At 66.0% G+C, this 16,385-nt stretch carries 1 protein-coding gene (running past one end of the window); it reads right to left on the bottom strand.

Annotated elements, in window-relative coordinates; all coding sequences use genetic code 11:
* Window positions 1-2: 2 nt before the first annotated feature.
* A protein-coding gene (locus LVJ94_21620) for an SDR family NAD(P)-dependent oxidoreductase (GenBank protein ID WXB09817.1) crosses the window boundary here: on the bottom strand, window positions 3-16,385 show its 3' portion. 11,175 nt of this gene lie beyond the right edge of the window; 16,383 of the gene's 27,558 nt are visible here — the last part of the coding sequence; the start codon falls outside the window, past its right edge — the gene reads right to left on this strand; the stop codon is at window positions 3-5.

Raw genomic sequence — 16,385 nt, 5'->3', positions numbered from 1 at the left:
TGTCATGTCGAGATTTCCTCGCTGCGCAGGATTTCGCTGTCGAACAGGGCCAAAAGTTCCTCATTGGTCACGGTTCCGAGCTCGCTCGTCACGGCCACGTCGGTAGACGCATCTCTGGACTTCCACTTCGTGAAAAGCGTTTGCAGGCGCGCCATGAGCCCTTCACGGGTATTTTTATTTTCATAGAGCGACGAAAGCGTGGCTTCGATTTTGTCGAGTTCGGCCGGGATTTGAAAAGCGTCGTGTTCCCCCTGCTCCAACAGCCGTTGTTGGAGGAACCCAGAGAGCGCCGCAGGAGCTGGATAATCGAACAAGAGAGTGGTTTGGAGTTTCAGGTCGGTGGCGGCGGCGAGCCGGTTGCGGAGCTCGACGGCCATGAGGGAATCGAGCCCGAGCTCCTGCAGCGGTCGATGAGGTTCGAGCGCTGCGGTCGAGGGGAGTCCAAGGACCGTCGCCGTCTCGGAGCGGACAAGATCCAAGATAAAGGCATGTTGCTCGTGCGAAGAGAGTGCGAGCAGGCGATGGGCGAGTGAGGAAGTAGAGGCCTGGGCGGCGGTAGGACGTGCCGCGCGCGCCTGAACGAGACCTCGGAAGAGAGCGGGAAGGGCATTCGCGTTGGCCAGGAGAGCGGAGCGATCGAAGAGAGCGGTGACGAGTGCAGGCTCCGAGCGAGCCAGCGCCGTATCGAGGAGCGCGAGACCCTTTTCGGAGGACATCGGGAGGAGTCCTCCGCGGCGCATGCGTGCGGTATCGGCGTCGCGGAGGTGGCCGGTCATGGCCGAGGAGTCGGCCCAAGAGCCCCAGGCTAGGGAAGAAGCGGGGAGGCCGATGGCGTGGCGACGCTGCGCGAGGGCATCGAGGAACGTATTGGCCCCCGCGTAGTTGGACTGACCGGCAGCCCCAAGAACGCCCGAGAAAGAGGAGAAGAGGACGAAGGCGGAGAGATCCTTGTCCTTGGTGAGCTCGTGCAGGTTCCAGGCGGCATCGACCTTGGGGGCCAAGACGCGGTCGAGGCGCTCGGGGGTCATGCCGGAGAGAAGCCCATCGTCGAGGACGCCCGCGGTGTGGACGACGGCGGTGAGGGGATGGGCCTCGGGGATGGCGTCCAACAGCGCGTGCAGCGCGGAGCGATCGGAAACGTCGCATGCCGCGAGGGTGACCGAGGCGCCGGCGTCTTCGAGCTGGCGACGGAGGTCATCGGCACCGGGGGCCGCCGGTCCCTTTCGTGAGGTCAAGAGCAGGTGCTTGACGGCGTGGGCATCGACCAGATGCCGCGCGACGAGGGCGCCGAGGGCGCCCGTCCCTCCGGTGATGAGCACCGTGCCCTCAGGATGTAGAGGCCGAGGCAGGGAAAGCACGAACTTTCCGACGTGGTGTGCGCGGGCGAGAGCTCGGAAGGCATGCGGTGCGCGACGAACATCCCAGACGGTGACGGGAGGCGGATGCAAGATCCCGCGCTCGAACAGAGCGAGAAGGTCCGTAAGCATCTGGTGAATGCGTTCAGTCCCTGCTTCCACGAGGTCGAAGGCGCGGTAGAGGACATCTGGATGGGCGAGGCGGACCGCGTCGGGATCGCGGATGTCGGTCTTGCCCATCTCGATGAAGCGCCCCCCGCGGGGCAAGAGGCGCAACGAGGCGTCGACGAACTCGCGCGCCAGCGAGTCGAGTACGACGTCCATCCCGCGGCCTTGGGTGGCATCGAGAAAGTGTGCTTCGAAGTCGAGGGTGCGGGAGGAGGCGAGATGAGCGTCATCGAACCCAAGGTCGCGCAGGTGGTTCCACTTTGCCGGGCTGGCCGTGGCGAAGACTTCGGCTCCAAGGTGGCGAGCAATCTGGACGGCGGCCGTACCAACGCCACCGGCGGCGGCGTGGACGAGAACGCGCTGACCTGGCTGGAGATGCGCGAGGTCTACCAGCCCGTAATAGGCAGTGAGGAAGACAATCGGGACGCTGGCAGCTTGGGTGAAGGACCACCCATCGGGCACGGGGACGAGCATGCGCGCATCGGCGATGGCGGTGGGGGCGAAGGCCGAGGGAAACAGACCCATGACGCGATCGCCGACGGAAAGGTCGAGGACGCCGGGACCCACTTCGGTGACGACGCCAGCACCTTCGCCGCCGAGCTGCCCCGGGTCGCCCGGGAACATGCCGAGGGAGACGATGATGTCGCGGAAATTGAGTCCAGCAGCGCGCACGTCGATGCGGACTTGTCCCTCCGAGAGAGGCGTCGGAGTCTGAGGGATGAACGCGAGAGCGTCGAAGCTCCCTTTGGGATGAATGTGCAGGTGCCAGGAGGAATCGGGCGGGATGACCAGCGCCTGGTCGGCGCGCGGTTTGGCCAGTCGCGGGACGAGTCGTTGGCCGTCGCGCAGAGCGAGCTGCTTGTCGTCGCGGGGGAGAGGGGCGAAGACTTCGGAGAGGGAAGCGTCGGTTCGGTCGGAGTCGAGAAGGAAGATGGGGAGGTCGGGGTATTCGTTCTGAGCGGAGCGGACGAGACCCCAGATGGGCGCGTGAGGGAGGTCGAGGACGTCTTCGTCGGTGTGGGTGGCGATGGCACGCGAAGTCAGGAAGACGAGCTGAGTGGACGCGAGGCGCTCGTCGCTTACCCAGGCCTGCAAAAGCGCGAGTGCGAGTGCGGTCGCGTCGTGGGCGCCTGCAACGACGTTCGCCGATGCGGGGGAGATGAAGGGAACGACGACGCCGTCGGGCGCGGAGGCACCCTGGTCGAGCGCGTGCCCTAGTGCATCGAGGTCGGGGTAGCGTTGGACGTGGTGGACTTCGAGCGCGGAGTCGACGTTGCCGGTTCCCAGGAGAGCCCAGGTGAGGAACTTGCGAGGCGAAGCACTGGGTAGCGGAGTCCAGGCGACATGAAGCAGTGCATCGCGGTGGGCATCGAGGCTCTCGCGCAGTTGCTCGGCGGAGACGGGGCGGGTGGCAAGGGACTCCACGCAGGCGACGGGCTCGCCGATGGCATCGGCGATGGCGAGGGAGACGGAGCCTTCACCTTGCAGAAGGCGGACGCGGAGGGTGGAAGCGCCCACGGTTCGCAGGGAGACATCGTTCCACGAGAAAGGAAGTGAGAGCTGGATGCCCTCGCTCGCGTGGGCCGCAAGGGCGTGGAGAGCGGAGTCGAGGAGAGCGGGATGGATGGCGAAGCGGGAGGCATCCTTGGCGATGGATGGTGGGAGAGAGGCTTCGGCAAAGAGCTCGTTGCCACGTTTCCAAACGGCGCGGAGGCCCTGAAAATCGGGACCGTAGACGAGCCCGGAAGCTGCGAGCGTTTCGTAGAGTCCCTCGATCGGGACGACGATGGCGCCCGGAGGAGGCCAGGCGCGGAGGTCGAAGCCCATGGAATCGGTGCTGCCGGTAGCGAGAGTGGCGCGAGCATGGCAGGTCCAGGGCACATCGTCGGTGGCATCGTGGGGGCGGCCATGGATGGTCAAGGCGCGTCGACCGGCATCGTCGAGAGGGCCGACGGACATCTGAATCAGGACGGCGCCCGTTTGGGGAAGGGAGAGGGGGGCTTCGAGGGTCAGCTCCTCGAGGAGGTCGAGCCCGACGCGGTGAGCGGCAAGGAGCGCGAGCTCGACGAAGGCGGTGCCTGGCAAGAGCACGGAGCCGAAGACCGCATGGCCTGCAAGCCATGGGTGCTCGGCGAGGGAGAGTCGACCCGTGAACAAGAGCCCATCGTTCTGCGCGAGCGCGATGGCGGCACCGAGGAGTGGATGCTCGGCCGAGGATTGGCCGATGGAATGGACGTCGGCGCGTTGGGCCGTATTCTCGAGCCAGAAGCGCTCGCGCTGGAAGGCGTACGTGGGCAAGGGGACGCGACGACCCTTGGGGAGAACGAGGCTCCAATCGAGCGAGCGCCCCCGCGCATAGAGCTCTCCGAGCGAGAGAAGAAAGCGAGAGAGAGCCCCTTCGTCGCGACGGAGGGAGGGGACGACCACGGTCTCCGTGGCGGAGCGCTCGAGGGAAGCGAGGAGAGGGACGTTGAGGACGGGATGGGGGCTGACCTCGACGAAGAAACGATGCCCGTCGAGGAGAAGCTTGTCGGTGGCCTCCGCAAAGCGCACCGTTTGGCGGAGATTTTGGAACCAATAGGTGGCGTCGAGCTCGGAGCCCTCGACCGTCGTAGCCGTGACGGTGGAATAGAGAGGGATGCTGGCAGCGCGAGGCGTGATGGGCGCGAGGTTTTGGAGCAGCTCGTCCTTGATGGCGTCGACGTGGGCGCAATGGGAGGCGTAGTCGACGCGAACTTTGCGAGCGAAGATCTGAGCGTTGGCGAGAGATAGGAGGAGCTCGTCGATGGCCTCGACGTCGCCGGAGAGGAGGGTGGCCTGGGGACTGTTGATGGCGGCGACGGCGATGCGCTGCCCGAAGGGAGCCAGGAGAGGCTGGAGAGCGTCGACCCCCCGCTCGACGGCGGCCATGGCACCCAGGCCTGCGAGTTTGACGAGAGCGCGGCTGCGGAGGGCGACGACGGCTGCGGCATCTTCGAGGGAGAGGGCGCCCGCGACGAAGGCAGCAGCGACTTCACCTTGGCTGTGGCCGACGACGGCGTCGGGGAGGATGCCAAAGGAGCGCCACAAGGCGGCCAAGGAGACCATGACGGCGAAGAGAGCCGGCTGGACGACGTCGATGCGATCGAGCCAGTCGGAGCCGAGCTCGCCGCGGAGGAAAGGGAGAAGGGAGAAGGAGATATGGGGGGCGAGAGCGCGATCGCAGGCTTCGAGCTGTTCGCGGAAAGGCGGGGATGTTTGGAGCAGGTCTCGGGCCATGCCATCCCATTGGGAACCTTGACCCGGGAAGACGAAGACGAGTTTGCCATCGGAGGTGTCGCGGCGCCCGAGGACGGCGTGGTGTGTGGATTGAGCGAGAGCGACGGAATGGAGGGAATCGAGGAGCTGGTCGCGGTCGTGCGCGACGAGGGCGGCGCGGTGGTCGAAGTGAGCGCGCGTGGTGGCGAGGGAATAGGCGACGTCGTGGAGAGGGACATCGGCCTGCTCGAGGAGGTGGTCACGGAGGCGCTCGGCCTGAGCGCGCAAGGCCGGTTCGGACTTGGCCGAGAGGAACACGGGCAAGGGCTGCGGTGCGGGTGGAGTGGAGGCGTCTGGAGCGAGCGAGCTATCGGAGTACGGAGCTTCTTCGAGAATGAGGTGCGCGTTGGTGCCGGAGATGCCGAAGGAGGAGACGGCCGCGCGACGCAGGTGTCCGTTCGCGGTCCAGGGAACGTGCTCGTTGAGCAAACGGAGAGAGCCGGAAGCCCAATCGATGTGGTGGGAAGGATTTTCGGCGTGAAGGGTCCTTGGCAAGAGCTCGTTCTGAAGCGCGAGGACCATCTTGATGACACCCCCGACGCCGGCGGCTGCCTGCGTATGTCCGATATTGGACTTGAGGCTCCCGAGCCAGAGTGGCGTGTTCTTGGAATGGGCCTCTCCATAGGTCGCGAGAAGCGCGTGGGCCTCGATCGGGTCGCCCAAGGTGGTGCCGGTGCCGTGGGCTTCGACGGCGTCGACATCTTGAGGAGAGAGTCGAGCGCTGGCGAGCGCCTGCCGAATGACGCGCTCTTGAGAGGGCCCATTGGGAGCGGTGAGCCCCTGGCTCTTACCGTCCTGATTGACGGCGGAGCCCTTGATGACGGCAAGGACGGGGTGCCCATTGCGGATAGCGTCGGAGAGGTTCTCGAGGAGCAACATGCCCGCGCCCTCGGCCCAACCGGCGCCATTGGCATCGGCGGAGAAGGACTTGCAGCGGCCATCGGGTGCGCCTGCGCTCTCGGAATCCAACACCACGAACATGGCGGGAGAGGCCATGACGGTGACGCCGCCGGCAAGAGCGAGCGAGCATTCACCGTGACGGAGCGCTTGGCAGGCGAGATGAATGGCGACGAGCGAGGAGCTGCACGCCGTGTTCACGCTGAGGGCGGGACCTACCAAGCCCAGGGTATAGGCGATGCGGCCCGAGGCGACGCTCGCCGTGTTGCCCGTGCCGAGATAGATCTTAACGTCCTCCAGGGACGTGGCGGATGGCCCCAGCCGGCTGGCGTAGTCAACTTGGCTAATACCGACGAAGACCCCCGTGGGACTCCCTTGGAGAGATGCGGGATCGATTCCTGCGCGCTCCAAGGCTTCCCAGGAAGTTTCGAGAAGCAAACGTTGCTGAGGATCGAGTGCGAGCGTTTCGCGTGGGCTGATGCCGAAGAAGGCGGGGTCGAAAAGGTCGGCATCGAGGAGGAAGCCACCGTGGAGGGCGTGGTGAGGTGCCGTCTCATCGAGCGAATCGAAATCCCAGCCGCGGTTCTGAGGGAAGGCGGAAATGGCATCATGGCCTTTGCTCACCAGGCTCCAGAGGTCTTCTGGGGAGGAGACGCCACCCGGAAAGCGGCAACTCATGGCGACGATGGCGACGGGCTCTTGGTCCGAGGCGGGCTCGATCCGCACCGCCGGTTGTTCGGCGGTGCGTCCCAGGATCTTGGTGGTCAAGAACTGCGAGAGGGTCGCCGGAGTGGGGTAGTCGAAGAGGAGCGTGGCTTGGAGCTTCAGTCCGGTGGCGGAGGCGAGCCGGTTGCGTAGCTCGACGGCCATGAGGGAATCGAGCCCGAGCTCCTGCAGCGGTCGATGGGGTTCGAGCGCAGCGGTCGAGGGCAGTCCAAGGACCGTCGCCGTCTCGGTGCGGACGAGATCCAAGACGAAGGCATGTTGCTCGGGGGGAGCGAGTGCGAGTAGGCGGTGGGCGAGTGAGGAAGCAGAGGCCTGGGCGGCGGTAGGACGTGCCGCGCGCGCGTGAACGAGTCCTCGGAAGAGAGAGGGCAGAGAGGAAGCCTGAGCGTGGAGAGCCGCGCGATCGAAGAGAGCGGTGACGAGAGCGGGCTCGGAGCGAGCTAGCGCCTTGTCGAAGAGCGCGAGTCCCTTTTCAGCCGAGAGAGGCAGGACTCCTGCGCGGCGCATACGTGCGGTATCAGCGTCGCGGAGGTGAGCGGTCATGGCGGAGGAGTCCGCCCAAAAGCCCCAGGTCAGGGAAGAAGCGGGGAGACCGATGGCGTGGCGATGCTGTGCGAGCGCATCGAGGAAGGCATTGGCGGCGGCGTCGTTGGCTTGACCGGCGCCTCCGAGGACGCCCGCGAGCGACGAGAAAAGGACGAAAGCGGAGAGCTCTTTGTCTTTGGTGAGCTCGTGCAGATTCCAGGTGGCATCGACCTTGGGGGCGAAGACGAGGTCGACGCGCTCGGGGGTCATGCTGGAGAGAAGTTCATCGTCGAGGATGCCGGCGGTGCGGACGACGGCGGTGTGGACGACGGCGGTGAGGGGATGCTCGTCGGGGATGGTGTCCAACAGGGCTCGGAGAGCGGAGCGATCGGAGGCGTCGCAGGCGGTGACCGTGACGGAGGCGCCGGCGTCTTCGAGCTGGCGTCGGAGGTCATCGGCACCGGGAGCAGCAGGGCCCTTACGGGAGGCCAAGAGCAGGTGCTTGACGGCGTGGTTTTCGACGAGATGCCGCGCGACGAGAGCACCGAGGGTACCGTTGGCGTCGGTGATGAGCACGGTGCCTTCGGGATTCATGGGTCGGGAAGATGCGGGGCCGGGTTGATGCGGGCGCATCAATCGCGGGACGAGTCGTTGACCGTCGCGCAGAGCGAGCTGCTTGTCGTCGCCGGGGAGAGGGGCGAAGACTTGGGGCGAAACGACGCCTTGGTCGGAGTCGAGGAGGAAGATGGGGAGGTAGGGGTATTCGTTCTGAGCGGAACGGACGAGTCCCCAGATGGGCGCGTGAGGGAGGTCGAGGACGTCTTCGTCGGTGTGGGTGGCGATGGCACGCGAAGTCAGGAAGACGAGCTGGGTGGACGCGAGGCGCTCGTCGCTTACCCAGGCCTGCAAAAGCGCGAGTGCGAGTGCGGTCGCGTCGTGGGCGCCTGCAACGACGTTCGCCGATGCGCGGGAGAAGAGGGGAACGACGACGCCGTCGGGCGCGGAGGCACCCTGGTCGAGCGCGTGCCCTAGTGCATCGAGGTCGGGGTAGCGTTGGACGTGGTGGACTTCGAGCGCGGAGTCGACGTTGCCGGTTCCCAAAAGAGCCCAGGTGAGGGACTTGCGAGGCGAAGCACTGGGTAGCGGAGTCCAGGCGACGTGAAGCAGTGCATCGCGATGGGCGTCGAGGCTCTCGCGCAGTTGTTCGGCGGAGACGGGGCGCGTGGCAAGAGCCTCGACGAGGGCGACGGGCTCGCCGATGGCATCGGCGATGGCGAGGGAGACGGAGCCTTCACCTTGCTGAAAGCGGACGCGGAGCGTGGAGGCACCCACGGACCGCAGGGAGACATCGTTCCACGAGAAAGGCATTGAGATCTGGATGCCTTCGCTCGAGTGGGCTGCAAGCGCGTGGAGAGCGGAGTCGAGGAGAGCGGGATGGATGGCGAAGCGGGAAGCATCCTTGGCGATGGATGGTGGGAGAGAGGCTTCGGCAAAGAGCTCGTTGCCACGTTTCCAAACGGTGCGGAGGCCTTGAAAATCAGGACCGTAGGCGAACCCGGAAGCCGCGAGGGTTTCGTAGAGTCCCTCGAGCGGAACGGGGACGGCACCCGGAGGGGGCCAGGCACGGAGGTCGAAGGGCGTGGACTCGGCGGTGCTGGGAGCCAGCATTCCGCGCGTATGACACACCCAGGGCACATCGTCGGAGGCGTCATGGGCACGGCCATGGATGCTCAAGCCCCGTCGACCGGCATCATCGAGGGGGCCGACGGACACCTGAATCACGACGGCGCCCGTTTGGGGAAGCGAGAGGGCCGTTTCGAGGGTGAGCTCCTCGATGCGCTCGAGCCCGACGCGATGTGCGGCGAGAAGTGCGAGCTCGACGAAGGCGGTGCCTGGCAAGAGCACAGAACCGAAGACGGCATGCCCAGCAAGCCAGGGATGTTCGGCGAGAGAGAGCTTCCCTGTGAACAAGAAGCCATCGTTCTGGGCGAGCGAAACGACGGCCCCGAGGAGCGGATGCTCGGCGGAGGACAGCCCGGCGGCGGAGACATCGGCGCGTTGCGCCGTACTCTCGAGCCAGAAGCGCTCACGCTGAAAGGCGTACGTGGGCAAGGGAACACGGCGCGGCTCGAAGGAACCGAAAAGAGCGCCCATATCGAGGCGGTAGCCGCGGGTATGAAGCTCGCCCAACGCGAGCATGACGCGCTCCAAGCGCCCGTCACCCCGCCGCAGAGAACCGACGACAGCTCCTTCGAGGTGCGCGCTCTCGAGCGTCTCGTGCAACGCGAGCGCGAGCACCGGGTGAGGACTGATCTCTGCGAACAAGCGATGTCCGTCGCTCAGAAGACAGTCTGTGGCGTCCCAAAAGCGAACGGGTTGCCGGAGATTGCGGAACCAATAGCCTGCATCGAGGTCGGTTCCGGCGATGGGGGCGCCGGTCACCGTGGAATAGAGGGGGATGCTGCACGGACGGGGGCGGATGGTGGCGAGAGCCGACACAAGCTCGCCTTCGAGCGAGTCCACCAGAGCGCAGTGGGAGGCGTGATCGGCGCGAGCTTTCTGTGCATAGACGTGCGCGGTCGCGAGGACCTTCAGCAGCGCATCGATGGCCTGTGGATCGCCCGAGAGCAACGAGGCGCGGGGGCTGTTGATGGCGCCAACGGAGAGCCGCTCGCCGAACGGCTCGAGATAAGGAGCCAGCTCGCGCACGCCGAGGTCCACGGCAGCCATGGCGCCTTTGCCGGCAAGATCGAGCAGAGCGCGGCTGCGCAGGGCGACCACTTTGGCGGCATCCTCCAGTGAGAGCGCGCCGGCCACGCAGGCGGCGGCGACCTCCCCTTGGCTGTGACCAACGACCGCGTCCGGCTGAACACCGAGCGAGCGCCACAAGGCGGCCAGCGACACCATGACCGCGAAAAGAAGGGGCTGTGCGACATCGACCCGGTCGAGGGACGCACGAGAGCCTTCGTCCGCCGTCCCATCTCCGCCGGATGCGCGGAGCAACGAGAGCAAAGACCAATCGACGTAGGGAGCGAGAGCACGTTCGCAGGCTTCGAGTTGCTCGCGGAAGACGCAGGAGGTTTCGAGCAGGTCTCGGGCCATGCCGTCCCATTGCGAGCCTTGACCCGGGAAGACGAAGACGAGCTTGCCGTCGGAGGTGTCGCGGCGCCCGAGGACGGCGGAGTGCGAGGATTGAGCGAGAGCGATGGATTGGAGGGAATCGAGGAGCTGGTCGCGATCGCGCGCGACGATCGCGGCGCGGTGGTCGAAGTGAGCGCGCGTGGTGGCGAGGGAATAAGCGACGTCGTGGAGAAGGACGTCGGGATGCTCGAGGAGGTGGTCGCGGAGGCGCTCGGCCTGAGCGCGCAAAGCCGGCTCGCTCTTGGCCGACAGGAGCAAAGGCAAAGGCTGCGGTACGGGGGCCGAGGAAGCCTCTGAAGCGAGCGAGCTATCGGAGTGCGGAGCCTCTTCGAGAATGAGGTGCGCGTTGGTGCCGGAGATGCCGAAGGAGGAGACGGCGCCGCGACGCGGGTGTCCGTTGGCGGTCCAGGGAACGGGCTCGTTGAGCAAGCGGAGAGAGCCGGAAGACCAATCGATGTGCGGGGAAAGATTTTGCGCGTGAAGGGTCTTCGGCAAGAGCTCGTTCTGGAGAGCGAGAACCATCTTGATGACGCCCCCGACGCCGGCGGCCGCCTGGGTATGGCCGATATTGGACTTGAGGCTTCCGAGCCAAAGCGGATTGTCTTTGGAATGGGCCTCTCCATAGGTGGCGAGAAGCGCGTGGGCCTCGATGGGATCGCCCAGGGTGGTGCCGGTGCCGTGGGCTTCGACGGCATCGACATCTTGAGGAGAGAGGCGAGCGCTGGTGAGCGCCTGCCGAATGACGCGCTCTTGAGAGGGCCCGTTGGGAGCGGTGAGGCCTTGGCTCTTACCGTCCTGATTGACGGCGGAGCCCTTGATGACGGCAAGGACGGGGCGCCCATGGCGGAGCGCGTCGGAGAGCCTCTCGAGGAGCAACATGCCCGCCCCTTCGGCCCAACCGGCGCCATTGGCATCGGCGGAGAAGGACTTGCAGCGGCCATCGGGTGCGCCGGCGGACTCGGAATCCATCACCACGAACATGGCGGGAGAGGCCATGACGGTGACGCCACCTGCGAGAGCGAGGGAGCATTCGCCGAGGCGGAGTGCTTGGCAGGCTAGATGAATCGCAACGAGGGAGGAGGAGCAGGCGGTGTCGACGCTGAGGGTGGGGCCTTGAAGGCCGAAGGTGTACGCGATGCGTCCGGAGGCAACGCTGGCGGCGCTACCGGTGCCGAGGAAGTTTTTGAGGTCATCCAGAGCGGAGGAAGAAGAGGAGGCAAGGCGAGCGGCGTAATCGCTGTACATGATGCCGACGAAGACACCTGTAAGAGAGCCGTGAAGAGAGGCAGGGTCGATGCCGGCGCGTTCGAGGGCTTCCCAGGAAGTTTCGAGCAAGAGTCGTTGCTGGGGATCGAGAGCGAGGGTTTCGCGGGGACTGATGCCGAAGAAGGCCGGGTCGAAACGGTCGGCATCGAAGAGAAAGCCCCCCTTGTTGACCTGCCCCCGTGCGTCGTCGTCGAGTGCATCGAGCTCCCATCCGCGGTTTTGAGGGAAGAGGGAGATGGCGTCTTGGCCATCGCGGATCAAGTTCCAGAGATCGGCCGGTGAAGAGACGCCACCCGGGAAGCGGCAGCTCATGGCGACGATGGCGATGGGGTCGAGGTCCGAAGCCAGTTCGGGCCGCACAGCGGGTTGCTCGGCGATGCGTCCGAGGACCTTGGAGGTCAAGAAGTGGGAGAGTGCGGCGGGCGTGGGGTAGTCGAAGAGGAGCGTGGCCTGGAGTTTCAGGCCGGTGGCGGAGGCGAGCCGATTGCGGAGCTCGACGGCCATGAGGGAATCGAGCCCGAGCTCGAACAGCGGGCGTTTCGGCTCGAGGGCATCGGGCGTTGGGAGTCCAAGGACCGTCGCGGTCTCGGCGCGGACGAGCTCGAGCACGAACTCGTTTTGGCCGGCTGGAGAGAGAGAGAGCAGGCGCTGGGCGAGGGAGGAAGCGGAGGCCTGGGCAGCGGCGCGACGTGCCGAGCGCGCGTGAACGAGACCCCGGAAGAGAGCGGGAAGGGCATTCGCGCTGGCAAGGAGAGCGGAGCGATCGAAGAGAGCGGTGACGAGAGCGGGCTCGGAGCGAGCAAGGGCGTTGTCAAAGAGGGAGAGTCCCTTTTCGGAGGACATGGGGAGGGCGCCTGCGCGCCGCATGCGTGCGATATCGGCGTCGCGGAGGTGCGCCGTCATGGCGGAGGAGTCGGCCCAAAAGCCCCAGGCGAGGGAAGTGGCGGGGAGGCCGATGGCGTGGCGATGCTGTGCGAGGGCATCGAGGAAGGCATTGGCGGCGGCGTAGTTGGCTTGACCCGGGCCACCGAGGACGCCCGCGAGGGAGGAGAAGAGGACGAAGGCGGAGAGCTCCGTGTCTTTTGTGAGCTCGTGCAGGCTCCAGGCAGCATCGACCTTGGGGGCCAAGACGCGGTCGATGCGCTCGGGGGTCATGCTGGAGAGAATCCCATCGTCGAGGACACCCGCGGTGTGGACGACGGCGGTGAGGGGATGCGCGTCGGGGATGGTGTCCAACAGCGCTTGCAGCGCGGAGCGATCGGAGACGTCGCAGGCGGTGAGTGTGACGGAGGCGCCGGCGTCTTCGAGCTGGCGACGGAGGTCATCGGCGCCGGGGGCTGCCGGTCCCTTTCGTGAGGTCAAGAGCAGGTGCTTGACGGCGTGGTTTTCGACCAGATGCCGCGCGACGAGGGCGCCGAGGGTGCCGGTGGCGCCGGTGATGAGCACGGTGCCTTCGGGATTCATAGTGCGGGAAGATGCGGGGGCGGGTCGATGCGGGCGCATCAATCGGGGAACGAAGCGTTGCCCATCGCGCAGAGCGAGCTGCTTGTCGTCGCTAGGGAGAGAGGCCAAGACTTCGGGCGAAACGACGCCTTGGTCGGAGTCGAGGAGGAAGATGGGGAGGTCGGGGTATTCGTTTTGGGCCGTGCGAACGAGGCCCCAGAGGGGCGCGTGAGGGAGGTCGAGAACGTCTTCGTCGAGGTGTGTGGCGATGGCACGCGAAGTCAGGAAGACGAGCTGTGTGGACGCGAGGCGCTCGTCGCTTACCCAGGCCTGCAACAGGACGAGGGCGTGGGAAGTCGCTTGGTGCGCGTCTGCAACGACGTTCGCCGATGCGCGGGAGAAGAGGGGAACGACGACGCCGTCGGGCGTGGAGGCACCCTGGTCGAGCGCGTGCCTTAGCGCATCGAGGTCGGGGTAGCGTTGGATCTGGAGCGCAGGGTCGACGTCGGCGTTTCCGAGGAGAGCCCAGGAGAAGGACTTGCTGGGGGAAGGGCTGGGTAGCGGAGTCCAGGAGACGTGAAGCAGAGCATCGCGATGGGTGTCGAGGTTCCCGCGCAGTTGCTCGGCGGAGACGGGGCGCGTGGCAAGGGCCTCGACGAAGGCTACGGGCTCGCCGATGGCATCGGCGATGGCGAGGGAGACGGAGCCTTCACCTTGCAGAAGGCGGACGCGGAGTGTGGAGGCACCCACGGACCGCAGGGAGACATCGTTCCACGAGAAAGGCAGTGAGAGCTGGATGCCCTCGCTCGAGTGGGTCGCAAGGGCGTGGAGAGCGGAGTCGAGGAGTGCGGGATGGATGGCGAAGCGGGAGGCATCCTTGGCGATGGATGGTGGGAGAGAGGCTTCGGCAAAGAGCTCGTTGCCACGTTTCCAAACGGTGCGGAGGCCTTGAAAATCAGGACCGTAGGCGAACCCGGAAGCCGCGAGGGTTTCGTAAAGTCCCTCGAGCGGAACGGGGACGGCACCTGGAGGGGGCCAGGCACGGAGGTCGAACGGCGTGGGCTCGGAGGCGCTGAGAGCGAGAGTGGCGCGAGCATGGCAGGTCCAGGGCACGTCGTCGGTGGCCTTGCGTGCGCGTCCATGGATGGTCAAGGCGCGTCGACCGGCATCGTCGAGAGGGCCGACGGACATCTGAACCAGGACCGCTCCGGTTTCGGGAAGGGAGAGGGGGGCTTCGAGGGTGAGCTCCTCGAGGAGGTCGAGGCCGACGCGGTGAGCGGCAAGAAGGGCGAGCTCGACGAAGGCGGTGCCTGGCAAGAGCACGGAGCCGAAGACCGCATGGCCTGCAAGCCATGGGTGCTCGGCGAGGGAGAGTCGACCCGTGAACAAGAGGCCATCGCTTTGTGCGAGCGTGATGGCGGCACCGAGGAGCGGATGCTCGGCGGAGGATTGGCCGGCGGCGGAGACATCGGCGCGATGCGCCGTGCTCTCGAGCCAGAAGCGCTCACGCTGAAATGCGTACGTGGGTAGAGGGATACGGCGAGGCTTGGCGGACGGAAAGATGGAGTTCCACTCGAGGCGCAGGCCACGCGTGTGGAGTTCGCCGAGCGAGAGCAGCAGACGTTCGATCCCTCCTTCGTCTTGCCAGAGTGAGCCCACGGCAACGGCCGTCTCGCTCGAGGCGGCGTCGAACGTCTCTTGCAAGGGCAGCCCGAGCATGGGATGCGGACTCACCTCGACGAAGAAGCGATGCTCTTCTTCAAGGAGCCTCAGAATGGTGTCGCCGAAGAGTACGGGGTGGCGAATGTTGTCGAACCAATACGCGGCATCGAGTTCGTCGCCATCGAGCCGCGAGCCCGTGACGGTGGAGTAGAAGGGGACGAGGGCCTTTTGGGGTCGAATGTCGCCGAGCTCGCGCAAGAGTTGCTCGCGCAAGGAGTCGATTTGAACGGAGTGAGAAGCCACGTCGGAGCGGAGCTTGAGGGCGAAAACCTGACGAACCCGGAGTTGGCGAAGCAAGGCATCGATGGCGTCAGGCTCCCCGGCTACGGTGGTGGCACGGGGACTGTTGACGGCGGCAACGGCGAGGCGGTGTCCGAACGGAGCGAGGTAGGGCTCGAGCTGGTCTCGCGATAGTTCGACGGCGGCCATGCTTCCCAGGCCGACGAAGGGCGCCAGAGCGCGGCTTCGCAGGGCGATGATCTTGGCCGCGTCGACGAGCGATAGGGCACCGGCGACGAAGGCCGCGGCGACCTCCCCCTGGCTGTGACCGACGACGGCGTCGGGGGAGACCCCGAGGGAGCGCCAAAGCGCGGCGAGGGAGACCATGACGGAGAAGAGGAGGGGCTGGACGACGTCAACACGGTCGGTGGAGGGCGCGCCGTCGTCTCCGCGAAGCGCCGCGAGGATGGATCCATGGAGGTAGGGAGAAAAGACGAGGTCGCAAGCCTCGAGCTGCTCGCGGAAGACGGAGGACGAAGCGAGAAGCGAGCGGGCCATGCCGACCCACTGGGAACCTTGACCAGGGAAGACGAATACAACTTTGCTACCGGTGTCATTTTGTCCGAGGACGGCGTGGTGTGTGGATTGAGCGAGAGCGACGGAATGGAGGGAATCGAGGAGCTGGTCGCGGTCGCGCGCGACGAAGACGGCGCGATGGTCGAAGAGTGCGCGCGTGGTGGCGAGGGAATAGGCGACGTCTTGGAGGTGGACATCGGGATGCTCGAGGAGATGGTCGCGGAGCCGCTCGGCCTGCGCGCGCAAGGCCGGTTCGGACTTGGCCGAGAGGAGCACGAGGAAGGGCTGCGGTACGGATGGAGAGGAAGCCTCGGGAGCGAGCGAGGTCTCGACGCGCGGAGCTTCTTCGAGAATGAGGTGCGCGTTGGTGCCGGAGATGCCGAAGGAAGAGACGGCCGCGCGGCGCACGTGTCCGTTCGCGGTCCAGGGAACGGGCTCGTTGAGGAGGCGGATGTGGCCGGACGTCCAATCGATATGGTGGGAAGGATTTTCGGCGTGAAGGGTCCTCGGCAAGAGCTCGTTCTGCAGCGCGAGGACCATCTTGATGACACCCCCGACGCCCGCGGCTGCCTGCGTATGACCGATATTGGACTTGAGACTCCCGAGCCAAAGAGGCTGGCCTTCGGAATGGGCTTGTCCGTACGTGGCAAGAAGCGCATGCGCCTCGATGGGATCGCCCAGGGAGGTTCCGGTCCCATGGGCCTCGACGGCACCGACATCTTGAGGAGAGAGGCGAGCACTGGCGAGCGCCTGCCGAATGACGCGCTCTTGAGAGGGCCCGTTGGGAGCGGTGAGGCCTTGGCTCTTGCCGTCCTGATTGACGGCGGAACCTTTGATGACGGCGAGGACGGCATGCCCGTTCCGGAGCGCGTCGGAGAGCTTCTCGAGGAGCAACATGCCCGCGCCTTCGGCCCAACCGGCGCCATTGGCATCGGCGGAGAAGGACTTGCAGCGGCCATCGGGTGCGCCGGCGGACTCGGAATCCATCACCACGAACATGGCTGGCGTAGCCATGACGGTGACGCCGCCTGCGAGAGCGAGCGAGCATTC

This window comes from Sorangiineae bacterium MSr11367 (genome assembly GCA_037157805.1).
GTDB classification, from domain to species: Bacteria; Myxococcota_A; Polyangia; order Polyangiales; family Polyangiaceae; genus Pendulispora; species Pendulispora rubella.
This window is presented reverse-complemented; position numbering and strand designations above follow the sequence as displayed.